Annotated in this window: 17 protein-coding genes; 10 read left to right on the top strand and 7 right to left on the bottom strand. The window is 72.3% G+C overall.

The features are described 5' to 3' along the window. Nucleotides 1-264 (top strand): transposase (locus BCF74_RS03480; RefSeq protein WP_177426623.1); only part of this gene is annotated, 264 nt, incomplete at its 5' end. An 18-nt stretch (nucleotides 265-282) separates the two neighbouring features. Here BCF74_RS03480 and BCF74_RS17870 read toward each other — a convergent pair. After that, the gene (locus BCF74_RS17870; RefSeq protein WP_106296558.1) at nucleotides 283-672 is read right to left on the bottom strand and encodes a hypothetical protein; all 390 of its coding nucleotides are present in this window, start codon (nucleotides 670-672) and stop codon (nucleotides 283-285) included. Nucleotides 673-925: 253 nt separating this feature from the next. Between BCF74_RS17870 and BCF74_RS03470 the strand changes: the two genes are divergently transcribed. The 3 genes from BCF74_RS03470 to BCF74_RS03460 all read left to right on the top strand — a co-directional run bounded on the left by BCF74_RS03470 (nucleotide 926) and on the right by BCF74_RS03460 (nucleotide 4,685). Beyond that, nucleotides 926-2,530 carry a glycoside hydrolase family 68 protein gene (locus BCF74_RS03470; protein WP_106296557.1) on the top strand — a complete coding sequence of 535 codons (1,605 nt, stop codon included), beginning with the start codon at nucleotides 926-928 and terminating at the stop codon, nucleotides 2,528-2,530. 227 nt (nucleotides 2,531-2,757) lie between these two features. Next, nucleotides 2,758-3,540 carry a ParA family protein gene (locus BCF74_RS03465; RefSeq protein ID WP_106296556.1) on the top strand — a complete coding sequence of 261 codons (783 nt, stop codon included), beginning with the start codon at nucleotides 2,758-2,760 and terminating at the stop codon, nucleotides 3,538-3,540. A gap of 80 nt (nucleotides 3,541-3,620) precedes the next feature. After that, on the top strand, nucleotides 3,621-4,685 hold the full coding sequence (locus BCF74_RS03460) for an NAD(P)-dependent alcohol dehydrogenase (protein WP_106296555.1): 1,065 nt from the start codon (nucleotides 3,621-3,623) through the stop codon (nucleotides 4,683-4,685). A gap of 84 nt (nucleotides 4,686-4,769) precedes the next feature. Here BCF74_RS03460 and BCF74_RS03455 read toward each other — a convergent pair whose 3' ends face one another. Further along, nucleotides 4,770-6,398, bottom strand: coding sequence for a DEAD/DEAH box helicase (locus tag BCF74_RS03455; protein WP_106296554.1), 1,629 nt, complete (start codon nucleotides 6,396-6,398; stop codon nucleotides 4,770-4,772). A 227-nt stretch (nucleotides 6,399-6,625) separates the two neighbouring features. Here BCF74_RS03455 and BCF74_RS03450 point away from each other — a divergent pair, with 227 nt between their 5' ends. Beyond that, on the top strand, nucleotides 6,626-7,378 hold the full coding sequence (locus BCF74_RS03450; protein ID WP_106296553.1) for a ferritin-like fold-containing protein: 753 nt from the start codon (nucleotides 6,626-6,628) through the stop codon (nucleotides 7,376-7,378). Nucleotides 7,379-7,502: 124 nt separating this feature from the next. Here BCF74_RS03450 and BCF74_RS03445 read toward each other — a convergent pair whose 3' ends face one another. The 3 genes from BCF74_RS03445 to BCF74_RS03435 all read right to left on the bottom strand — a co-directional run bounded on the left by BCF74_RS03445 (nucleotide 7,503) and on the right by BCF74_RS03435 (nucleotide 8,880). Beyond that, a complete protein-coding gene (locus BCF74_RS03445) occupies nucleotides 7,503-7,772 on the bottom strand; it encodes a GlsB/YeaQ/YmgE family stress response membrane protein (protein ID WP_106296552.1) in 270 nt (89 codons plus the stop codon). Nucleotides 7,773-7,943: 171 nt separating this feature from the next. After that, nucleotides 7,944-8,168, bottom strand: a complete 225-nt coding sequence (locus BCF74_RS03440; protein WP_106296551.1) for a DUF3107 domain-containing protein — start codon at nucleotides 8,166-8,168, stop codon at nucleotides 7,944-7,946. Between the two features lie 70 nt (nucleotides 8,169-8,238). Further along, nucleotides 8,239-8,880, bottom strand: a complete 642-nt coding sequence (locus BCF74_RS03435; protein WP_106296550.1) for a TetR/AcrR family transcriptional regulator — start codon at nucleotides 8,878-8,880, stop codon at nucleotides 8,239-8,241. A gap of 99 nt (nucleotides 8,881-8,979) precedes the next feature. Here BCF74_RS03435 and BCF74_RS03430 point away from each other — a divergent pair, with 99 nt between their 5' ends. From BCF74_RS03430 to BCF74_RS03420, 3 genes are all read left to right on the top strand, one after another. Further along, nucleotides 8,980-10,245 carry a ThiF family adenylyltransferase gene (locus BCF74_RS03430; protein ID WP_106296549.1) on the top strand — a complete coding sequence of 422 codons (1,266 nt, stop codon included), beginning with the start codon at nucleotides 8,980-8,982 and terminating at the stop codon, nucleotides 10,243-10,245. Nucleotides 10,246-10,497: 252 nt separating this feature from the next. Next, nucleotides 10,498-13,656, top strand: a complete 3,159-nt coding sequence (locus BCF74_RS03425) for an ATP-dependent helicase (protein WP_106296576.1) — start codon at nucleotides 10,498-10,500, stop codon at nucleotides 13,654-13,656. A gap of 68 nt (nucleotides 13,657-13,724) precedes the next feature. Further along, on the top strand, nucleotides 13,725-17,051 hold the full coding sequence (locus BCF74_RS03420; RefSeq protein WP_106296575.1) for an ATP-dependent helicase: 3,327 nt from the start codon (nucleotides 13,725-13,727) through the stop codon (nucleotides 17,049-17,051). Here the strand turns inward: BCF74_RS03420 and BCF74_RS17250 are convergent. Beyond that, the gene (locus BCF74_RS17250; RefSeq protein ID WP_106296548.1) at nucleotides 17,017-18,603 is read right to left on the bottom strand and encodes a macrolide 2'-phosphotransferase; all 1,587 of its coding nucleotides are present in this window, start codon (nucleotides 18,601-18,603) and stop codon (nucleotides 17,017-17,019) included. The two genes, BCF74_RS03420 and BCF74_RS17250, sit on opposite strands and share 35 nt — an antisense overlap. Nucleotides 18,604-18,643: 40 nt before the next feature. Here BCF74_RS17250 and nudC point away from each other — a divergent pair, with 40 nt between their 5' ends. Next, complete coding sequence (gene nudC, locus BCF74_RS03410) at nucleotides 18,644-19,660, top strand: NAD(+) diphosphatase (RefSeq protein WP_106296547.1); 1,017 nt, start codon at nucleotides 18,644-18,646, stop codon at nucleotides 19,658-19,660. A gap of 71 nt (nucleotides 19,661-19,731) precedes the next feature. Here the strand turns inward: nudC and BCF74_RS03405 are convergent, their stop codons facing one another. After that, nucleotides 19,732-19,956, bottom strand: a complete 225-nt coding sequence (locus BCF74_RS03405) for a mycoredoxin (protein ID WP_106296574.1) — start codon at nucleotides 19,954-19,956, stop codon at nucleotides 19,732-19,734. 94 nt (nucleotides 19,957-20,050) lie between these two features. Here BCF74_RS03405 and BCF74_RS03400 point away from each other — a divergent pair, with 94 nt between their 5' ends. Beyond that, nucleotides 20,051-22,249, top strand: coding sequence for an ATP-dependent DNA helicase UvrD2 (locus BCF74_RS03400; protein ID WP_106296546.1), 2,199 nt, complete (start codon nucleotides 20,051-20,053; stop codon nucleotides 22,247-22,249). Nucleotides 22,250-22,322: the final 73 nt, after the last annotated feature.

The following is a 22,322-nucleotide window of genomic DNA, read 5'->3' as shown; positions in this document are numbered from 1 at the left end:
ATCTGGTCGAACAACCCCAACGAGCGCCTCAACCGAGAGATCCGCCGCCGCACCGACGTCGTCGGGATCTTCCCCAACCGCGAGTCCGTGATCCGGCTCGTCGGGGCCGTCCTCGCGGAGCAGCACGACGAATGGGCCGAACAACGCCGCTACCTCGGCCTCGAAGCCCTCAAGAACGCCCGCGCCGTGCTCATCGCCCGCGAGGGACAGGCCGGGAACGAGGAGGTGACCACCGAGCTGATCGCCGGCGCCATCAACGCCTAAACCACAACCCTCGACGGATCACCGTCGTACACCACCGATCCGGACTTGACCGTAGAGGTGCCAGCGGCCGTCCACGAAGACGGGTCGCTGTGGGTCGTTCATCCAGCGTCGTGCCGGGGTGAGGTGCAGCTCGGGACGGCGCGGGTCGCCCCGTGGCGGCGCGTTCGGTGGCGGCGTGTCCGGCGTGGCGCTGGTCCGTGGGACCGGCTGCCGTGAAGCCCTCCCGCCTGCGGGGGTGGGGGAGGTGCATGCCGCCAGCGTGGCCGGAGCGGCGAGGGCCGCCAGGGCCAGGATGGTGCGCCGGGTCACCGGTCCGTCCAGAGCTGCGCTCGACCGGAAGGGCCGGTCGCCGCGCGGTGTCGGCTCACCGAGCGGCTCGAGTCGGGGTGTCTCCTGCGGGTGGGACATCGTCTTCCTGGGTCTGTTCGTGCGTCTGTTCTCGGGTCTGGGTCGGGGCGGTTCTCGTGTTCGGGGGAGGCCATCCAGGGCCTCGTCGCACTCTCAGCGTGACAGAACGCAAAACGTTTTGTAAAGTGAGTGGCACGCCATGGGACAACGTTGTCAACCGACCGGCCCGGCGACCTCCCCACCCGCACCTTCGGAGGATCGGCGTGTCGGCGGATGGTTCACATCCATCTCTCACGACTGAAGGCGAAGCACCATGAAACGCACACACCTCAGGCGCGCAGCGGGCGTCGTCGTCGCGGCGGCCGCGACGGTGGCCACCGCGCTCACCTCGAACGTCGCGGCAGCCGCTCCGGCTCCCGCCGCCGCACCAGCAGCGACCGCACCGGCGCCGGTCGGGGGCTTTCCCGCCCCGACGAAGCACTCGCAGAAGGCGTACTCCCCATTCGCCGACTTCACCTCGAAGTGGACCCGCGCAGACGCGCGTCAGCTCAAGGCGATGTCCGACCCGAAGGCCGGGCCGCGCGAGAACTCCATGCCCGAGGAGTACACGATGCCGACGGTGTCGCAGGACTTCCCGGACATGAGCAACGAGAAGGTCTGGGTGTGGGACACCTGGCCGCTCACCGACGGCTCCGCGAACCAGTACAGCGTCAACGGCTGGGAGATCATCTTCTCGCTCGTCGCCGACCGCAAGCTCGGCTTCGACGAGCGGCACGTCTACGCCAAGATCGGCTACTTCTACCGCAAGGCCGGCGTCGCCGCGAAGGACCGTCCCGCGAACGGTGGCTGGACCTACGGAGGTCTCGTCTTCGACGAGGGCGTGACCGGCACGATCTTCCCGGACCAGTCCTACACCCACCAGACCCAGTGGTCGGGATCGGCCCGGATCGACAAGGGCGGCCGGATCAAGCTGTTCTTCACCGACGTCGCGTTCTACCGCAACGCCGACGGCAGTGACCGCAGGCCCTACGACCCGCGGATCGCGCTCAGCACGGGCAACGTGCACACGAGCAGCAAGGGGGTTCGCCTCTCCGGGTTCGGCAAGGTCGACGACCTGCTCCAGGCCGACGGGAAGTACTACCAGACCGGCGAGCAGAACCCGTACTTCAACTTCCGTGACCCGTTCACCTTCGAGGACCCGGCGTACCCCGGCAAGACGTTCATGGTCTTCGAGGGCAACAGCGCCTACCGTCGCGGCGACAAGAGCGTCTGCACCCAGCAGGACCTCGGCTACGCCAAGGGTGACCCGCAGGCCGAGGACCTCGAGACCGTGCGGAACAGCGGTGCGACGTACCAGATCGGCAACGTCGGGCTCGCCGTCGCGGACAACAAGAACCTGACGAAGTGGACGTTCCTGCCGCCGATCCTGTCGGCGAACTGCGTCACCGACCAGACCGAGCGGCCGCAGATCTACATGGCGAACGGGAAGTACTACCTCTTCACGATCAGCCACCGCTCGACGTTCGCCGCGGGCATCGACGGCCCCGAGGGCGTCTACGGGTTCGTCGGCGACGGCATCCGCAGCGACTACCAGCCGCTGAACCGCGGTTCGGGTCTGGCGCTCGGCAGCCCGACCAACCTCAACTACCCGACGGGCACTCCGTTCGCGCCCGACGCCAACCAGCACCCGGGCCAGTTCCAGGCGTACTCGCACTACGTCATGCCGAACGGTGAGGTGCAGTCGTTCATCGACACCAACGGCACCAAGGGCGACTTCCGTCGCGGCGGGACGCTCGGGCCGACGGTCCGGCTCGACATCAGGGGCGACAGTGCCACCGTCGACCGGACCTACGGTGACGGCGGTCTCGGTGGGTACGCCGACATCCCGGCGAACCGCACCTTCGGCCCGCGCAGCTGACCGGAGCCGCCACCGCAGAGGGGTGATCCCGCGCCGCGGGGTCACCCCTCTGTGCTCGGTCAAAGCGCCGTCATCCCACCCGGCCGCCACGCGGCGTAGCCGACCCGACCGCTGGGCGCACCCGGTCCGCCCGCTCGGCGCAGGTGGCACGCCGGGCTGACACACTGGAGCGCAGTACCCACGATCTGCGTGGGCCGGCATACCGACTCTCTCGCAAGGATCCTCACGTGCCCCCACGCAAGCGCACTCCCGGAGCCACCATCCTCGCCGTCGCCAACCAGAAGGGCGGCGTGGCCAAGACGACCTCGGTCGCCTCGCTCGGGGCGGCCTTCGCCCAGCTCGGCAAGCGGGTCCTGCTCGTCGACCTCGACGCGCAGGCCTGCCTGACCTTCAGCCTCGGCGTGGACCCCGACGCCGTCGAGGAGTCGATGCACCAGGTCCTGCTCGGGCAGGCGGGCATCGCCGACATCGTCATCGAGTGCGACGACGGCGTGGACCTCGCCCCGGCCTCGATCGAGCTCGCCGGCACCGAGGCGGTCCTCCTCGGTCGGCCGGCGCGTGAGTTCGTCCTCCAGGGCGCCCTCAAGGAGGTCGCGAAGGACTACGACGTCATCCTGCTCGACTGCTCGCCCAGCCTCGGCGTGCTCACCCTCGGCGCCCTCACCGCCGCCAACGGGCTCGTCATCCCCATGCCGTGCGAGATGCTGAGCCACCGAGGTGTCGGTCAGCTCCTCGACACCGTGGCCGACGTGAAGAAGTACCTCAACAAGAAGCTCGACGTCGTCGGCATCCTCCCCACCCTCTTCGACGGCCGCAGCAACCACGCGCAGGAGGTGCTCGCCGACGTCGGCGAGCGCTACGGCATACCGGTCCTCGACCCGCCGATCCCGCGCACGGTGCGCTTCGCCGAGGCGCCCGCGGTCGGCCGCTCGATCCTCGCCACGGCGAAGTCGTCCAAGGGCGCCAAGGCCTACCGCGACGTCGCGGAGAGCCTGCTGCCGCGGCTCTGACGGGTTGCGGGCCGGACGGCGGCGACCGGACCCCGGGCCCGGTTTGACGTGACCCCGTCCACGAGCGAAAAGTAGCGAGCATGACCACCACCACCCCTGCCCTCTCTGTCCCGTCCGCCGGAGCCCCCTTCGAGGCGATCGAGCTCGAGCGCCGCGACCTGCGTGACGACGACGTCCGCATCGACATCAAGTTCGCCGGCATCTGCCACAGCGACATCCACACCGTCCGCGACGAGTGGGGTGCCGCGCACTACCCGATCGTCACCGGTCACGAGATCGCTGGTGTCGTGAGCGAGGTCGGCGACGCCGTGACGAAGTTCAAGGTCGGCGACCGTGTCGGCGTCGGCTGCCTCGTCGACTCCTGCGGCGAGTGCGAGTTCTGCAAGGACGGCCAGGAGATGTTCTGCACCAAGGGCGCCGTCGGCACCTACAACGCGCAGAACTACGACGGTGAGTGGGCCGCCGGCGGCTACTCGCAGCAGATCGTCGTCACCGAGCGCATGGTCGTGCGGATCCCCGAGGGCATTGAGCTCGACGAGGCCGCGCCGCTGCTCTGCGCGGGCATCACGACCTACTCACCGCTCAAGCGCTGGGGCGCCGGCCCCGGCAAGAAGGTCGCCGTCGTCGGCGTCGGGGGCCTCGGCCACATGGCCGTCAAGCTGGCCGCCGCCATGGGCGCCGAGGTGACCACCCTGTCGCGCTCCTCCGCGAAGGCCGACGACGCCAAGGCACTCGGCTCGAGCCGGCACATCGCCACGAGCGACGCCGACGCGATGAAGGGCGCCCGCGCGAGCTTCGACCTCATCATCAACACGGTGAGCGCCGACCTCGACATGGAGCAGTACGTCAAGCTGCTGCGCCCCAACGGCGCCCTCGTCAACGTCGGCCTCCCGCCGAGCAAGCTGGCCGTCAACCCGGGCAGCCTCATCATCGGCAACAAGTCGCTGAGCGGCAGCAACATCGGCGGCATCGGCGAGACCCAGGAGATGCTCGACTTCTGTGCCGAGCACGGCATCGGCGCCACGATCGAGACGCTCGACGCGAGCGACACGACGACGATCGACGCGGCCTACGACAAGGTCGTCGCCGGCGACGTGCGCTACCGCTACGTCATCGACACGAGCACGATCTCGCCGTCGGCCTGACAGGTCCACACCGCGCGAAGGGCCCGGAGCGGGGAGGTGTTCTCCCGCTCCGGGCCCTTCGTCGCACTGGTTCCGGTATGCCGGTCAGTCGCCCTGCGTCGTCGGCTTGCCGCCGCGGGTGCGTCGGCGGTTGCGGTTGCGGCGGCGCGGCGCGTCACCCTCGCCGCTCTCGCCGGAGCGCGCATCGGAACGCTCGGCACGGGCACCACGTTCACCGTCACGACCGCGACCGCCGCGCTCGCCCCCACGGCCGCCCCGGCCACCGCGCTCGCCGTCACGACCGCCACGACCAGCACGCCCACCGCGACCGCCGCCCTGGGGGCGCCGACCGCCGGCCTTGCCGGTCTCGCCGAGGTCCTCGATCTCCTCGGCGTCGAGGCCGGCGCGGGTCTGCTGCGCCTTGGGCAGCCGGCCCTTGGCCTCGCGCGGGATGTCGAGCTCCTCGTAGAGGTGGTCGGAGGAGGAGTACGTCTCCTCCGGGTCCGGGATGCCGAGGTCGAGTGCCTTGTTGATGAGCGTCCAGCGGTGCAGGTCGTCCCAGTCGACGAAGGTCACCGCGACCCCGGTCTGACCGGCGCGCCCGGTGCGGCCGATGCGGTGCACGTAGGTCTTGTCGTCCTCGGGGCACTGGTAGTTGATGACGTGCGTGACGTTCTCGACGTCGATGCCGCGGGCGGCGACGTCGGTGGCTACGAGCACGTCGACCTTGCCGGTGCGGAACGCGCGCAGCGCCTGCTCGCGGGCGCCCTGCCCGAGGTCGCCGTGGATCGCCGCGGCGGCGAAGCCACGGTCGGTGAGCTCGTCGGCGACCTTGGCGGCGGTCCGCTTGGTCCGGCTGAACACGATCGTCAGACCGCGCTCGCGGGCTTGGAGGATGCGCGCCAGCATCTCGACCTTGTCCATCGCGTGCGCGCGGAAGACGTGCTGGGTGATCGCCTTGACGGTCTGCGAGGTGTCGCCCTCACCCTCCTGCATCGCGCGGATATGGGTGGGCTGGGTCATGTAGCGACGGGCCAGCGCGACGACCGCCCCGGGCATCGTCGCCGAGAAGAGCATCGTCTGCCGCGACGCGGGCGTCATCGCGAGGATGCGCTCGACGTCGGGGAGGAAGCCGAGGTCGAGCATCTCGTCGGCCTCGTCGAGGACGACGGTCTTGACGTAGGACAGGTCGAGGTGGCCCTGCTGGGCGAGGTCGATGAGCCGGCCCGGGGTGCCGACGACGACCTCGACGCCCTTGCGCAGGGTGTCGATCTGCGGCTCGAACGCGCGGCCGCCGTAGATCGTGAGGACGCGGATGCCGCGGTCCTTGCCCGCGCGCTCGAGGTCGGCGGCCACCTGGACGGCGAGCTCGCGGGTCGGTGCGACGGCGAGCGCCTGCGGCTTGCCCGCCGCCGGCAGCGCGTCCCACCCGTCGTCGCCCCGGGCGACGACTTTGTTGAGCAGGGGGATGCCGAAGCCGAGGGTCTTGCCCGTGCCGGTCTTGGCCTGGCCGATGATGTCGTGGCCCGACAGCGCGACGGGCAGCGTCATCGCCTGGATGGGGAACGGCGTCGTGATGCCGTGCTTCGCCAGGGCGCCGACGATGTCGGGGTGGATGTCGAAGTCCGCGAAGGTCTTCTCGACGGCGGTGGCTGCCTTGGTCGCCTCGATGGCGGCCTCGTCGGCGATGGCCTCGGCGGCAGGGTCGAGCTCGGTGGACTGGATGTCGGTCATGGAAACTCTCTGATCGGCGGCGTCACGCACGTGAGGCTCGTCGCCGCTGTGGCGGGCCGATCGGAGGTCTTCACGGGCCGTGCAGCTCCCTGCAGCAGCCCCCGACGCGAGTCGCGTCATGCATTCGTCGTGCCGACCGGGCACCGTGGACGGTCACCAGAATACCGTGCGTATGCCGTCCGCCCGCTTCAGGTGGTCGGCGCGGCCCCGCTCGCTACGCTGCGGACATGGAGACCGAGCGCGACGACGCAGCCGAGACCTCGTCCACGAACGGTGACGCGACCGCGGAACGCGCTGTCGCGGCATACGGCGACGACCCGGCATACGGCGACGACCCGGCATACCGTGACGCCGTCATCGACCTGCTCGGGGTGCTCGCCTACGGCGAGCTCATGGCCTCCATCCGCATGGCGACGGACTCCGACCTCGCGCCGTCGCTGCGGATCAAGGCGCAGATGGCCGGGTTCGCCGCGACCGAGTTCCACCAGTACGAGCTGCTCGTCGCGCGGCTGGGCGAGCTCGGCGCGGATGCGGAGACGGCGATGCAGCCGTTCGTTGCGCCGCTGCAGACCTTCCACGACCGCACGAAGCCGAAGAGCTGGGTCGAGGGACTCGTCAAGGCGTATGTCGGCGACGGGATCGCCAAGGACTTCTACCGCGAGATGGGCGCCTTCGTCGACGACGAGACCCGCGCCGTGATGGACGCCGCCCTCGACGACGAGGGGAGTGGGGAGTTCGTCGTCGGCATCGTGCGGGACGTGCTCAAGACCGACCCGACGGCGAAGGGCCGGCTGAGCCTGTGGGGGAGGCGACTGCTCGGAGAGGCGCTGAGCCAGGGTCAGGCGGTCGCGGTGGAGCGGGACGCGCTCTCGGGGCTGCTCGTCGGCGGACAGGCCGACCTCACCCAGATCGGGGACATGTTCGGACGGCTCACCCAGCGGCACAGCGACCGGATGGTGCGTCTGGGGCTGACGCCCTGAGGGTGCCCATTCAGTGCGGACACGGGGTCGGGACACGGCAAGCCCGGACACGGCAAGCCCGGACACGGCAGCGGCCCCGCACCTCGAGGGTGCGGGGCCGCTGTCGTCGTTGGCGAGCGGAGGATCAGACCTGCCGCTTGCCGGTGGCCATGCCGTAGCCCACGATGAGCAGGGCGGCGACAACGATGCCGGCGAGGAACGGGATGAACTGGAAGCCGCCGTTGCCGTTGGAGTAACCCAGCTGGTACACCAGCCAGGAGGCAATGAGCGAGCCCAGGATTCCGAGGATGACGGTGACCAGCACCGAGATGCTCTGGCGGCCGGGCAGGACGAGGCGAGCCAGTGCTCCGATGATGGCACCGACGATGATGGCGCCGATGATGGTTCCGATCACGGGAACCGCTCCTTTCTGGCCCAGTCGGGCGCGAGTGTGGTCGTCGGGATGACGACCAGGACGGTGTCGACTCTATGTCACGGACGGGGTCCGTGGGTGGCAGCGCGCCGCAGGATTTTTCTTGACCTGTGCCGTATCACGGCAGGTCAGACGCGGTTTCGTTACCGACCGTCAGATCTGGCCGAAGCCGACGCGACCCTTCTCGGACTCGCCGACCTGGACCCAGCCGAGGGCGCGTCCGGGGACGAGGATCTGCCGTCCCTTGCTGTCGGTGAGGCGCAGCACGCCTCCGTCGCTGAGGGCGGCGTCGATCGCGGACGCGACCTCCTCGGCCGACGCGTCGGTCTCGAGGCTGAGCTCGCGGGCGACGTTCTGCACGCCGATGGTGACCTCCATGGGTCTGGCACCTTTCGTCGGATGGGTGAGCATCCGGCATACGTCCGGGTGCTCGGAACTCACGACGAGGCTAACCGCGCGCGGGTTCGGTTCGTTCCCCGCCCACCATCGGCAGCGAGCCGATGCCGCGCCACATGAGCTCGGTGACGAGCGCGCTCGCCTGGTCGCGGTCGAGGTCGGACTCGGCGGCGAGCCAGTTGCGTGCGGTGATCTGGGACATGCCGGCGAGGCCGGTGGCGAGGATCATGGCGTGCTCGTCGGGGATGCCGGAGTCGTGGGCGATGACCTCGGCGACGGCCTCGGCGCAGCTCAGCTCGAGGGCGTCGAGGCGGGCGCGCACCTGCGGCTCGCTCGTGAGGTCGGACTCGAAGATCATCCGGAACGCCGCCCCCTCGCGCGAGACGAAGTCGAAGTAGGCCTGCACCGTCGCGGCGACGCGGTCGTGGTTGTCGTCGGTGGGCTGGGCGAGGGCCTCGCGGACGAGTCCCTCGAGCGTCTCGCAGTTCTCGTCGAGGAGGGCGAGGTAGAGCTCGAGCTTGCCCGGGAAGTGCTGGTAGAGAACGGGCTTGGAGACTCCGGCGTGGTCGGCGATGTCGTCCATGGCGGCGGCGTGGTAGCCGCGGTCGACGAAGACGGCCTGGGCGGCGCCGAGGAGCTGGGCACGGCGTTCGGAGCGGGGCATGCGCTGTCCGCGCGGGGTGCTCGGGTCCATGGCGCTCCTCCAGTGTGGCTGTCGCGGGGTGGGTGTCATGGTACGGAACGTCGGAGGGGTGTGGTCCCGCATCGACGTATCGTGGCGGGCGTGGACCGTATGCCGTTCGCGCGCCGTGCGCTGCCGGGGCATGTCGACGGCTCGGCGTCGTTCCCGCCGTTCCCGCCGCTGGCACCGCTCGGTGCGGAGCTGAGTGCGCAGGAGCGGACGCGCTACGCGCGGCACGTCATCCTTCCCGGCGTCGGGGACGAGGGGCAGCGGCGGTTGCGTTCGGGGCGGGTGCTCGTCGTCGGGGCGGGTGGGCTCGGGTCGCCGGTGCTGCTCTATCTCGCGGCCGCGGGCGTCGGCCGGATCACGGTGGTGGACGACGACGTCGTCGACGAGACCAACCTGCAGCGGCAGGTCGTGCACGGCGTCGCCGACGTCGGGCGGCCCAAGGTGGAGTCGGCGGTTGATGCCGTGGCGGCGCTCGCCCCGGGGGTCGAGGTCGTGTCCGTGGGAGAGCGGCTGAGTGCCGAGAACGTGCTGGCGCTCATGGCCGACCACGACGTGGTGGTGGACGGGGCCGACAACTTCCCGACGCGGTATCTCGTCGGTGACGCGTGCGCGCGCCTCGGGGTGCCGCACGTGTGGGGGTCGGTCTATCGCCACGACGCGCAGGTGAGCGTGTGGTGGGCCGGGGTGGGGCCGTGCCTGCGGTGCGTCTTTCCGGAGCCGCCGGCGCCAGGGGCGGTGCCGTCGTGCTCGACCGGCGGGGTGCTCGGCGCGAGCGTCGGTGCGGTGGGGTCGGTCATGGCCGAGGAGGTCGTCAAGCTGCTCGTCGGCGGAGGTGAGCCGCTCGTGGGTCGGGTTCTCGTCCACGACGCGTGGCGCCAGGAGTGGGGGACGATCGCCGTGGCGGCCGACCCGGCGTGTGTCGTGTGCGGCGCGCAGGCCGATCCGTTGCGGCCCTTGGGTGCCGAGTTGCCTTCCGGGACAATGGATCCCGCGGATTCAGGAGACAATCCCGCTGCTTCGGGGGACGGTATGCCGTCCGTGCCGGTGGCGGAGCTCGCCGACCTCCTCGCGGCGCGGGAGGCCGGTCGGGTCGACTTCGTCCTCGTCGACGTGCGCGAGCCCGCCGAGCGGGATGTTGTCGTCATCCCCGGCGCGGTGCCGTTGCCGCTGGGGAAGGTCCGCGACGGCAGCGGTGAGCTGCCCGCGGAGGCCGCGGACGGCATACCGGTCTATGTGCACTGCAAGTCGGGTGGGCGGTCGGCGGAGGCGGTGCGGATCCTGCGCGGGCGCGGGGTGGATGCGGTCGACGTGGCCGGGGGAGTCCTGGCGTGGGTCCGGGAGATCGACCCGAGCCTGCCGACGTACTGACCCTCTCCGAGAGGTTCCTTTGCTCCGGGACACGGGAGCAAACAACCACATGTGCTCCGGCATACGGGAGCAAATAACCACACGTGCTCCAGCGGGCAGGAGCAAACAACCACATGTGCTCCAGCGGGCGGAAGCAAACAACCACATGTGCTCCGGCATACGGGAGCAAAGGCACCTTTGTGAGCGAGACCGTGGCGAGCGGGCATACCCGTGGGCAGGCCGGTGTCGGTGCGGCGTGATGGGATCGGACGCGTGCTGACCCTGAGACGTGCTCCCGCCGCCGCTGCCGCGGCGCCCGAGCTCGACGCCGTCCAGGAGTCCGTCGCGTCCTGGCGCGGCACGGGTGTCCTGCGCGTCCTCGGTGCACCCGGCACCGGCAAGTCGACCGTCGCGGTCGAGCTCGTCGCCCGCCACGTGGCAGAGGGCATCCGACCCGAGCAGTGCCTCCTCATCGGCGCCTCCCGCCGCGGCGCCGCACGTCTGCGTGACCAGGTCACTGCCCGCGTCGGCGGCACCTCGACCGAGCCGCTGGCGCGCACGTTCCCGTCCTTCGGGTTCGGGGTCCTGCGCGCCGCCGCGGCACTCGACGGCGACCCGGCACCCCGGCTCCTCACCGGGCCCGAACAGGACGTGGTCATCCGCGAGCTCCTCGCCGGGCACGCCGCCGGCGAACGCCCCGCGCCGCCGTGGCCCGAGCGGGTGCGGCTGGCCCTCCCGACACGCGCGTTCCGTGCCGAGCTGCGTGACCTGCTCATGCGCGCCGTCGAGCTCGGGCTCGACCCCGACGACCTCACGAGGCTCGGCCGCGAGCACGGCCGTGACGAGTGGGTGGCGGGCGCCGACGTGCTGCGGGAGTACGACGAGGTGACCGCCCTGCTCACCCCCGGTGCCTTCGACCCTGCCTGGATCCTCGGCGCCGCCGCCGACGCCCTCGCGCACGACGACGGTCTCGCCGACGCGACCGTCTCCGACCTGCGTCTCGTCGTCGTCGACGACGCCCAGGAGATGACGCCGGCGGCGCTGCGGCTGCTCGAGGTGCTCCGCCGTGTCGCGCCGGGTGCAGGCGTCGTCCTCGTCGGCGACCCGGACAGCGCGACCCAGACCTTCCGCGGCGGCGACCCCACACTTCTCGCGCGGGAGTGGCCCGTCCTCGGTGACGGCCCCACCCTCCTGCTCCCGCGCAGCCACCGGCAGCCACGCCGCCTGCGAGAGGTCGCCCAGGCCGTCGCCGGCCACGTCGGGGTCCTCGGCGACGGCACCCACCGGCGGGTCGAGCACGCCGACACCGCGGCGGGGACGTCGGGCAGTGTCGAGGCACATGTCCTGCGCTCGGCGAGCGCCGAGGCCGGGTTCATCGCCTCCCGGCTCCGGGCCGCCCACCTGCTCGACGGTGTGCCGTGGTCCGAGATGGCCGTCATCGTCCGCGGGCAGGCCCGCAGCGCCACTCTGCGGCGCGCCCTGCGCTCGGCCGGGGTCCCCGTCGGCGCGGCCGAGGCAGAGCTGCCCGTGCGTGACGAGCCGGCGGTCCGTCCCTTCCTCACCCTCTTCCAGGTCGTCGTCGACCTCGCGCTGGGGCGGACCGAGGAGGTGCCGGTCGAGGTCGCCATCGACGCGCTCGTCTCCCCGCTCGGTGGCGCCGACCCGGTCGAGCTGCGCCGGCTGCGGCGGGCCCTGCGCCGTGACGAGCTCGACGCCGGCGGTTCGCGCACGAGCGACGAGCTCCTCGCCGAGGTGCTGCTGCGCCCGGCCGTTCACGACCGGCTCGGCCCGGACGGACGCGCCGTCCAGCGGGTCGGCCGGGTCATCCTCGCGGGCGTCGACGCGGCCCGAGGCGACGATGGCGGCTGGGCCGCCGGCGTCACCGCCGAGGACATCCTCTGGGCGATGTGGGACGCCTCGCGTCTCGGTCCGACCTGGCGCGACACCGCCCTCGCGGGCGGCGTGGCCGGCGCCCGGGCCGACCGGGACCTCGACGCGACCCTCGCGCTGCTCCGGGCCGCCGCGACCTTCGCCGAACGGCTCCCCGGGGCAACCCCCGATGGGTTCCTCGAGCACATCCTCGGGCAGGACGTCCCGGCCGACACCCTCGCCGACCGCGCGCCCGCCGGTGACAGCGTCTCCCTGCTCACGCCGCAGTCCGCAGCCGGTCGCGAGTGGGACCACGTCGTCGTCGCCGGGGTGCAGGAGGGCAGCTGGCCAGACCTGCGACTGCGCGGCTCGCTCCTCGGGTCCCAGGATCTCGTCGACGTCGTGCGCGGTCGTGACGGCGGCCACCGCGCCGCGCTCGCGGCAGTGCGCCACGACGAGACCCGCCTCTTCCACGTCGCCGTGTCTCGCGCCCGGCAGTCGCTGCTCGTCACCGCGGTGCGGAGTGAGGACGAACAGCCCTCGCCCTACCTCGATGTGGTCGACCCCCTGTCGGAGGGAGTCGACCGGCGTCCGCCGACCGACTGGAGCCGGCCTCTCACCCTCCCAGCTCTCGTCGGAGCGCTGCGCCGGGACGTCGTCGGCCCCGACCCCCGCCGACGCGGGGCAGCGATCACCGGGCTCGCGCGCCTGGCCCGCGCCGGCGTCCCGGGCGCGGACCCGCAGTCGTGGTGGGTGCTGCACGAGCCGACGGACGACCGCCCCCGCCGTTCGCCCGACGCGTCCGTCCGGCTCGGGCCGTCGGCCATCGAGGGATTCGGCTCCTGCCAGCTGCGGTGGGCGCTCACCACCGCCGGGGGCGACGGCCCGATGATCGGCCAGCGCGACATCGGCACGCTCGTCCACGAGATCGCCGAGGAGGGCGACCGCGACGCCGAGTCGATGCGTCGCGACCTCGACGAGCGCTGGCCTCGCCTCGGCCTTCCGCCGGGGTGGTCGACGGATCTCAAGCACCGCGAGGCCGGGCGGATGCTCGACCGGCTCGCACGCTTCTTCGACGAGAGCCGGAGCCAGGGCTGGCACCGGCTCGCTGCCGAGGCGAAGATGCGGGTCGAGCTCGGCCGTGTCGTCCTCGACGGCAAGGTCGACCGGCTCGACGTCGGACCCGACGGCGCCGTCCGCGTCGTCGACTACAAGACCGGCTCGAGCAAGCCTCGCAACGCTGATGTGCCGCGGCACGGGCAGCTCGGCGCATACCAGCTCGCCGTGACCGAAGGCGGCTTCGCCGACGTCGAGGTCCCGACGACGGCGTCGGCCGGTGCGGCGCTCCTGCACCTCGGCCGGGCCGCCGGACAGAAGACCACCATGCAGGTGCAGCCGCCCCTCAGCGAGGACCCCGAGCCGGACTGGGCACGCCGGCTGGTCGCCGAGACCGGTGAGGCGATGGGCGGCGCGACGTTCACGGCGACCCCCAGCGAGGACAACTGCCGCGTCTGTCCCGTCCGGTCCTCGTGCCCGGCCCAGCCCGAGGGGAGGGCCCTGTGACCACGCCGTCCCCGGCGACCACCACAGCCTCCGATGCGGCCTCCGGGCCGGCGACGTCCTCGGTCCCGATGGCGAGCACGCAGAAGGTTCGCTACACGGCAGCCGAAGTCGCCGACGCCATCGGACTCCCACACCGGCCGACCCCCGAGCAGACTGCCGTCATCGAGGCCCCGATGCGGCCGCTGCTCGTCATCGCCGGGGCCGGCTCCGGCAAGACCGAGACGATGGCCGCTCGCGTCGTCTGGCTCGTCGCCAACGGGTTCCTCGAGCCGGAGGACGTCCTCGGCCTCACCTTCACCCGCAAGGCGGCCACCGAGCTCGCCGAACGCATCGGCGGACGCCTCGCCCAGTTGCGCACCGCCGGTCTGTGGACGCCTCCCGAGGTCGACGGTGCCGCGGCGCTCGGCAGCGCCGTCACCGTCTCGACCTATCACTCGTATGCCGGCCGCATCGTTCGCGAGCACGGCCTCCGACTCGGCTACGAGTCCGACACGCGCCTGCTGTCCGAGGCGGCCGCGTGGCAGCTCGCCCACGAGGCCGTGTCCCGCTACGACGGGCCGATGGACGAGGTCGAGAAGGCCGAGTCCACCGTCACCGCCGCGGTCGTCGACCTCGCCGGCGAGATGGCCGAACACCTGCAGACGCCGGAATCCGTTGCGGCACACCTGGATCGGGTAATCCAGCACCTCGAGACGATGGAGCCCGGCGAGACCAAGCGCAAGGTCAACCCAGCCCGGGCCGAGATCACCAACCTGCGTCTGCGGCGGGCCATCGTCCCCATCGTCGAGCGATACCAGCAGCTCAAGCGCAGTCGCGACGCCATGGACTTCGCCGACCAGCTCGCCCTCGCGGCCCGGCTGGCGATGGACTTCGACGACATCGGCGCGATCGAGCGTGCTCGCCACCGGGTCGTCCTCCTCGACGAGTTCCAGGACACGTCCGAGGCGCAGCTGATGTTGCTCAAGGCGCTCTACCAATCGCCCGGGGCGACTGGCGCCGTCACCGCGGTCGGTGACCCCCACCAGTCGATCTACGGCTGGCGCGGGGCGAGCGCGACGACGCTGGCCCGGTTCGCCGACGAGTTCGCCGACCCCGAGCCGGCGCAGGTCCTGAGCCTCTCGACGAGCTGGCGCAACGACACCGCCATCCTCGACGCGGCCAACCACGTCGCCGCCCCGCTGCGCGAGGTATCTCGGGTCCCGGTGCAGCCCCTCTCGGCCCGGCCCGGCGCCGACACCGGCACCGTCGAGGTCGCCCGCCTCCTCACCGCCGCTGACGAGGCCGACCACATCGCCCGGTGGCTGACCGCGCAGCGCTCCCGGGGCCCGGTGAGCGCCGCCGTCCTCTGCCGCAAGCGGGCCGAGTTCGCCACGGTCACCGCGGCACTGGAGGAACACGGCATACCGCACGAGGTCGTCGGCCTGGGCGGTCTACTGCTCACCCCCGAGGTCGAGGACCTCGTCGCGCTGCTCCACGTCGTCCAGGACCCGGCGCGCGGCGACCACCTCATGCGGCTGCTCACGGGACCGCGGATGCGCCTCGGCATCGCCGACCTCGACGCGCTCGCGGCCTGGTCGCGCGAGCAGCAGCACCACCGCAGCGGAGGCATCGACCGGCGCGAACGGGATCTCGCACCCGACGCGGCCGACAGCCCGAGCATCGTCGAGGCCCTCGACGACCCGCCGCCGATCGGCTGGGTGGGACAGGACGGTCAGCACCTCGGAGACGTCGCGCGCCAGCGCCTCGCAGGGCTGCGCGACGTGGTGCGTCGGCTGCGCTCGCTCACCTTCCTCCCGCTCGCGGACCTCGTCCTCGAGGCGGAGCAGGAGCTCGGTCTCGACATCGAGGTGCTGAGCCGGCCGGAGTACACGCCGGCGGCGGCCCGGGCGCACCTCGACGCCTTCGCGGACGTCGCGGCCCAGTTCGCGCAGAGTGCCGACCGGGCGACGCTCGGCGGGTTCCTCGACTGGGTCGCCGCCGCGATCGAGGAGGAGCGGGGCCTCGAGCGCGGCTACGCCGACGCCACCCCGGACGCCGTCCAGGTGATGACCGTCCACGCCGCGAAGGGGCTGGAGTGGGATGTCGTCGCCGTGCCCGCCCTCGTCGAGAGCACGTTCCCCGCGCACAACCTGCACACGCCACAGTTCAAGGACGGGCAGTGGCGCCTCGGCGAGCCCAAGGACAAGGCGTGGCTCGCCGGGCTGCGCGACGGCGGCCTCCCGCACGCCCTGCGCGGTGACCGTGACGGCCTGCCCGACCTCGGCTGGCTCAGCGCCGACGGGTGGGACGACCTCCACGCCAGGCTCGAGCGGTTCGCGCTCGACGGTGGGGCGCACGCGCTGGAGGAGGAGCGCCGTCTCGCCTACGTCGCGGCGACCCGGGCCCGCCACGCCCTGCTCCTCACCGCGAGCGTCTGGAGTCGCCCCAAGACCCCGCGGGTCACCTCCCGATTCCTCGACGAGGTCGTCGAGCTCGCCGAGGGTGCCGAGGACACCGGTCGTATGCCGGTGCGTCGCGGTCCGTGGACCGACCTCCCGGTCCCGCCGGCGGACGACTCACCTCTGGAGAAGCCGGGCGCGGAGGACGGCGCCGAGTTCCACTGGCCGGTCGACCACGTCGCCCACCGCAGACCGCGAGCCGCAGCTGCGGCGGTGGCCATCGCCGCAGCCGAGGACGGCGCCGATGGGTCCGGCGGCCAGGCCGACGAGAGCAGGCGTGCCGACCCCTACGGCGACGAGCTCGACGTGCTCCTCGCGGAGCGCGAAGCACGGGCCTCACGGCATGCCGAGGTCGTCGAGCTGCCGCCCCACCTGTCGACCTCGGCGCTCGTGGCCTTCGCCCGGGACCCGGAGGAGTTCACCGCCCAGCTCCGCCGCCCGATGCCGGCCGCCCCCGCGGCCGCGGCGCGCCGGGGGACTGCCTTCCACGCCTGGGTCGAGGAGCACTACGCGCGGGCCGCGATCGTCGACCTGTTCGACCTGCCCGGCAACGCCGACGACGACCCCATGGCCGACGCGGACCTCCCCGCCATGCGTGAGCGGTTCCTCGCCAGCGAGTGGGCCGGACGTGAGCCGGTCGAGATCGAGACGGCGCTCGAGACCGTCATCGACGGCATCGCCGTCCGCGGGCGCGTGGACGCGGTCTTCCGGGACGTGGCCGACGCCGACTGGGTCATCGTCGACTGGAAGACCGGGTCCCGACCGACCGGGGAAGCGGCACGCGTGCGCGCGCTGCAGCTCGCGGCATACCGGCTCGCGTGGGCGCGGCTGCGCGGTATCGCCCCGGAACGCATCAAGGGTGCGTTCTACTACGCCACGACGGGGGAGACGGTCTGGCCCGACCTCCCGGGCGAGGACGAGCTCAGCGCTCTCCTCGCGGCGGTTCCTCGTCCGTGAGGTCGTCGCGACCGAAGCTGCGAGGCGTGAACTCCACGTCCTCGACCTCCTCGACCTCCTCGACGTCGGGAGTCGCGGCGGCCGGTCGGATGGGGATCTCGCGGGTGACCGCCTCGTCGTCCGGGACATCCTGTGTGAGGTCCTCCGGGTCCGGCTCGTTCGCCGAGTCCGGCGCACCCTGCGGGTCCAGGGAGGTGGACTCGGCCAGGTCCTCGGGGTCCGCGGTTTTCTCGTGGCCGGTCACCTCAGCTCGGCTCGGGACGCCCTCGGGATCGGGCACGTCCTCGTCGACCGACACCGGCACGACCTCCTCGTGGGAGACCTCGACGACGTCGGTCAGCTCGTCGTCCTGGAGTTCGTTGTCCCGCAGGTGGTCGTCGGGGAACGCGTCGTCCTGCAGGTCGTCGTCGGGCTCACCGTCGGGTTCGAGATCGTGGTCCGCCACGAGCACGTCGTCCTCGGCGCTCTCGTCCTCGACGGTCTCGTCGTCGGTGTACTCGTCGTCCGCGGTGACGTCGACCAGCTCGTCGTCGTCGTCCTCCTCGACCACGACCGGCGGCGGGGTGGCCCGCTGCCGCAGCGCGACCGGCGTGAGGGACGTGCGGCGGTAGTCGTCGCTGGGGTCCTCGGCGTGCACCTCGTCGTCGAGCCGGCGCAGCTGGGTGGACAGCGCGTCGACCGCGGCGACGTCGCCGCGCGCCTCGGCGCGCATGAGCTCGCCGAGGATGCCGAGCTCGCCGACGAGCCGGGCGCGCACGAGCAGGTTGGGGTCGGGCCGCTCGACGCGCGAGTGGGCATAGGCCTCGAGCACCGTCTCGACCGTGGCCTCGTCGGCCTCGTGGACGAGGGCGGCGAAGTCATCGGCGGGGTCGGCGACCTTGGCGTCCTCCCAGCCCGTGAGCCCGCGGATCCGGCCGGTGGCGGCGTCGTGGTCGTCCTCGAAGACCGCGAGCACCTGGTCGCCGGTGAGGTCCCCATGGGTCGGGGTCGGGGCGAACCGCCACAGCGCGACGTCCTCGAGCGCCTTCTCCCAGCGCGTGAGCAGAGCAGTGGGGACGCGGCCCGACTCGGCTGCCCGGTCGAGCTCGGCGAGTCGGCGCGTGCGGTAGGCGTCGGTGTCGTAGGTCGGGACGCCGGCCTCGTCGAAGAGCCGGACGTCGAGGTTGTGCAGCGCGGCGAGCGAGCGGCCGAGGTCGGCGGCCGGGCCGGCCCCGGGCGGCAGCTCGTCGAAGGCGAGGTTGTGCCCCGGCAGGAACGGGTAGACCATCGCCCGGCCGCCCTCGCGCAGCTCGACGAACCCGCGCGGCGACGGCACCGCGAACGGCAGCCGGCGGGCGATGAGCTGGAGCAGCGGCACGGTGAGGTCCATGCGCGCCCCCGCCGCCTCGCTTCTCGGCGCCCGCACCACCCAGCGCCGGTGCTCGCTGTCCGAGACGAAGGCGACGTCGTAGTCCTGGTGCGGCACGCTCGGCAGCGCCTCGACGCTCACCGGGTCCAGGCCCGGGACGGCGGCGCTCGCCAGGGCGGCGAGAAGGGTCGGGGTGCGTTCCACCCGTTCACCGTATGCCGTGTGCCCCTCTAGGGTGGTGAACGTGGCCCGTGCAGCAGCGAGTCTTCCGTCCCTGGCGCTCTCTCGTGGTGGTCTCGACCGGCACAGTGAGCTGCGCACCGAACCCGGTCTCCTCGACGTCCTCCTCGACGACGTCGCCACTCGCGTCCTCGAGCTCGTCGACGGTCGCGCCGAGGTCGAGGAGGTCGGTGGCAGCGACGGCTCGACGGGCCGTGACCGTGGGGTCTCCGGCACGGCGTCCGGGCTGAGCGAGCCGGCCGAGCCGGCGGAGCTCCGGCTCCGCTACCGCTCGCCCGAGCCGGTCGACCGCGACCGGCTCGTGGTGTACCTCGGGCACGACGCAGAGGTGGGCGGGACGGCATACCTGCTCTCCGTCGCGGACGAGACCACGGCGCGACCCGACGACCCGAGGCGGCGGGGGCTGCGCGGCATCGGCGCCCGGCTCGGCGACCTCGACGCGGGCATCCTCACCACGGCCACCGGGCTCGCGAACTGGCACCGGCGACACCGGTTCTGCTCGCAGTGCGGGGCGCCGACGGAGCCGGCGCACTCCGGGTGGATCCGGGTCTGCCCCGTGGACGAGAGCGAGCACTACCCGCGCACCGACCCCGCCGTCATCATGTCCGTCGTCGACGCCGACGACCGGCTGCTGCTCGCGCGCGGCGTCGGGTTCGCGCCGCAGGGTATGTCCGTGCTCGCGGGGTTCGTCGAGCCGGGGGAGAGTCTGGCGGCAGCCGTGGCCCGCGAGGTGCACGAGGAGGTGGGGATCGTCGTCGAGGACGTGACCTACCTCGGCGACCAGCCGTGGCCGTTCCCGTCCTCGCTCATGGTCGGGTTCACGGCGCGGGCGACGTCGACCGCGCTGACCCTGCAGGAGAGCGAGATCGAGGACGCACGGTGGTTCACCCGCGACGAGCTGGCCGCAGCCGTCGCCGACGGGTCGCTGCGGATCAGCTCACGCATCTCGATCGCCCGCCGGCTCATCGAGCACTGGTTCGGCGAGGAGATCGACGCTCCCGAGACGTCACTGCGTCGCTGACGACCGGTGTGCCGCGTGGTCGCGTCAGTGGCGGAGCCGCGTGGTCCCGGGCGCTTGCCGGGAGAGCGGAGTCAGGCGCCGAGGCGCTGCTTGACCTCGGCGAGCGACGGGTTCGTGGCTGCCGTCCCGTCGGGGAAGACGACCGTCGGCACCGTCTGGTTGCCGCCGTTGACCTGCATCACGTAGACGGCCGCGTCCTCGTCGCGCTCGATGTCGACGACGTCGACGCCGATGCCCTCGCGGTCGAGCTGCGACTTGAGCCGGCGGCAGTAGCCGCACCACGTCGTCGAGTACATCGTCACGGTTCCGGGGGCGGGGATGCTCTGGCTCACGAGGGCTCCTGTGGATGGTCTGAGGGGGTCGTCGGACCCGGCACCTAGGATCGCATCGATGACCTCCCTGCCTGCACACCCGTCCGCCGACGCGGTGCTCGAGGGCCTCGACCCGGAGCAGCGCGAGGTCGCCGCCAACCCCACCGGGCCCATGGTCGTCCTCGCCGGTGCTGGCACGGGCAAGACTCGCGCCATCACCCACCGCATCGCGTATGCCGTCCTCTCCGGTGCCGTGCAGCCGCAGCGCACGCTCGCGGTCACCTTCACCGCGCGCGCGGCGGGGGAGATGCGCACCCGCCTGCGCGACCTCGGCGTCGGTGGCGTGCAGGCGCGCACGTTCCACGCCGCGGCCCTGCGGCAGCTGCACTACTTCTGGCCGCAGGCGATCGGCGGGGCGGCGCCGGAGGTCATGCCACAGAAGGCCGGCGCGGTCGCCGAGGCCGCATCGCGACTGCGGATGCGCTTCGACCGCACCGGCATCCGCGACCTCGCCGCCGAGGTCGAGTGGGCCAAGGTGAGCATGCTGACGAGCGAGTCGTATGCCGCGGGCGCGCGTCGCGTGGGGCGTGAGGCGCCCGGTCTCGACCTCACCGCGATGGCCCGGGTCATCGCGGCCTACGAGGAGGTCAAGGCCGAGCGCGGCGTCATCGACTTCGAGGACGTCCTGCTCGTCCTCGTCGGCATCCTCGAGGAGAACGACACGGTCGCGCGGGCGGTGCGCGAGCAGTACCGCTCGTTCGTCGTCGACGAGTACCAGGACGTCAACGCGCTCCAGCAGCGGCTGCTCGAGCTCTGGCTCGGGGGGCGGCACGACGTCTGCGTCGTCGGCGACCCGGCCCAGACGATCTACTCGTTCACCGGCGCCTCCCCGGCGCACCTGCTCGGGTTCACCTCGCGTCACCCGGGGGCGCAGCGAGTCGAGCTCGTGCGCAACTACCGGTCGACTCCCGAGATCGTCGGCCTGGCGAACCTCGTGCTGCGCACCCCCGGCGGAGGCCGGCGCAGTGGGTCGGTCGTGCTCGAGGCGCAGCGACCCGGCGGTCCTGGCCCCGAGCTGCTGTCACACCCCGACGACCCGGCCGAGGCGGCCGCCGTCGCGACCCGCATCGGTGAGCTGATCGGCTCCGGCACGGCACCGGCGGACATCGCCGTCCTGTTCCGGACCAACGGTCAGTCGGAGGCCGTCGAGTCGGCGCTCGCCGAGCGCGGCATCCCCTACCTCGTGCGCGGCGGTGAGCGGTTCTTCCAGCGCAAGGAGGTGCGCGACGCCGTCGTCCTGCTGCGCGGTGCGGCCCGCTCCGACGACGGCTCCGTGCCGCTGCCCGACCTCGTGCGCGACGTCCTGCTCGGCGCCGGCTGGTCGCGTGAGGCCCCGGCAGCCGGTGGAGCGGCGCGCGAGCGCTGGGAGTCGCTGTCGGCGCTCGCCGCCCTCGCCGACGACGTGCACGCGGCCGACGCCGAGGCGCGAATGCCGGTCCTCGTGCGCGAGCTCGACGAGCGCATCGCCGCCCAGCACGCCCCCTCGGTTCAAGGGGTCACCCTCGCCTCGCTCCACGCCGCCAAGGGGCTCGAGTGGGGGACGGTCTTCCTCATCGGCTGCTCCGACGGCTACCTGCCGATCACGATGGCCGAGACACCCGACGAGATCGAGGAGGAGCGGCGCCTGCTCTATGTCGGCGTGACCCGTGCGCGCGACCGGCTCGTCCTGTCCTGGGCTGGCGCGCGCACGCCGGGCGCACGGGCCACCCGGCGCCCGTCGCGCTTCCTCGACGGCACGGCGAGCATCCTCGGCGAAGGCGCGCGCTCTCGTCCCAAGGGTTCGTCGCGGCGCGGTGGCGGGTCGTCGGGGCGTGCGGCGTCGACCCCGCGCCGCAGCACCTGCCGGACCTGCGGCGCCGAGCTGACGAGTGCGGCGGAGCGCACCGTCGGCCGGTGCGCGGCCTGTCCCGCGACCTATGACGAGGCGTTGTTCGAGCGCCTGCGCGACTGGCGACTCGAGACGGCCCGAGAGGCGAGCGTGCCGGCATACGTCGTCTTCACCGACGCGACGCTCACCGCGATCGCCGAGCACACGCCCTCGGACCTCGGCTCGCTCGCGACGATCCGCGGGGTCGGGCAGCGCAAGCTCGACCTCTACGGCCCGCAGGTGCTTGCGATCCTCTCCGGCGGCGAGCCCGAACCGCCCGAACGGACCGCGGATTCGCCAACAATTTTTGACGACGAATCCGACTCTCCTGCAACGGAATCCGGCCGCTGACGCTTGCTGGCGCAAAATCAACCGATTAATTGCGTTGCACGCCGTCCTCGCGGTCCCCTAGCCTGAACGCACA

It is taken from the genome of Knoellia remsis (assembly GCF_003002895.1).
Lineage (GTDB): Bacteria > Actinomycetota > Actinomycetes > Actinomycetales > Dermatophilaceae > Knoellia > Knoellia remsis.
The sequence above is the reverse complement of the archived record's forward strand: the minus strand, read 5'-3'. Positions and strand labels throughout refer to the sequence as shown.

Excerpts from the sequence above, each read along its gene's own strand:
- BCF74_RS03470 (WP_106296557.1), top strand. The coding sequence starts at position 926 with ATGAAACGCACACACCTCAGGCGCGCAGCGGGCGTCGTCGTCGCGGCG.
- BCF74_RS03420 (WP_106296575.1), top strand. The coding sequence starts at position 13,725 with ATGGCGAGCACGCAGAAGGTTCGCTACACGGCAGCCGAAGTCGCCGAC.
- BCF74_RS17870 (WP_106296558.1), bottom strand. The coding sequence starts at position 672 with ATGTCCCACCCGCAGGAGACACCCCGACTCGAGCCGCTCGGTGAGCCG.
- BCF74_RS03400 (WP_106296546.1), top strand. The coding sequence starts at position 20,051 with ATGACCTCCCTGCCTGCACACCCGTCCGCCGACGCGGTGCTCGAGGGC.
- BCF74_RS03435 (WP_106296550.1), bottom strand. The coding sequence starts at position 8,880 with ATGGACCCGAGCACCCCGCGCGGACAGCGCATGCCCCGCTCCGAACGC.
- BCF74_RS03455 (WP_106296554.1), bottom strand. The coding sequence starts at position 6,398 with ATGACCGACATCCAGTCCACCGAGCTCGACCCTGCCGCCGAGGCCATC.
- BCF74_RS03405 (WP_106296574.1), bottom strand. The coding sequence starts at position 19,956 with ATGTACTCGACGACGTGGTGCGGCTACTGCCGCCGGCTCAAGTCGCAG.
- BCF74_RS03440 (WP_106296551.1), bottom strand. The coding sequence starts at position 8,168 with ATGGAGGTCACCATCGGCGTGCAGAACGTCGCCCGCGAGCTCAGCCTC.
- BCF74_RS03430 (WP_106296549.1), top strand. The coding sequence starts at position 8,980 with ATGCCGTTCGCGCGCCGTGCGCTGCCGGGGCATGTCGACGGCTCGGCG.
- BCF74_RS03460 (WP_106296555.1), top strand. The coding sequence starts at position 3,621 with ATGACCACCACCACCCCTGCCCTCTCTGTCCCGTCCGCCGGAGCCCCC.
- BCF74_RS03450 (WP_106296553.1), top strand. The coding sequence starts at position 6,626 with ATGGAGACCGAGCGCGACGACGCAGCCGAGACCTCGTCCACGAACGGT.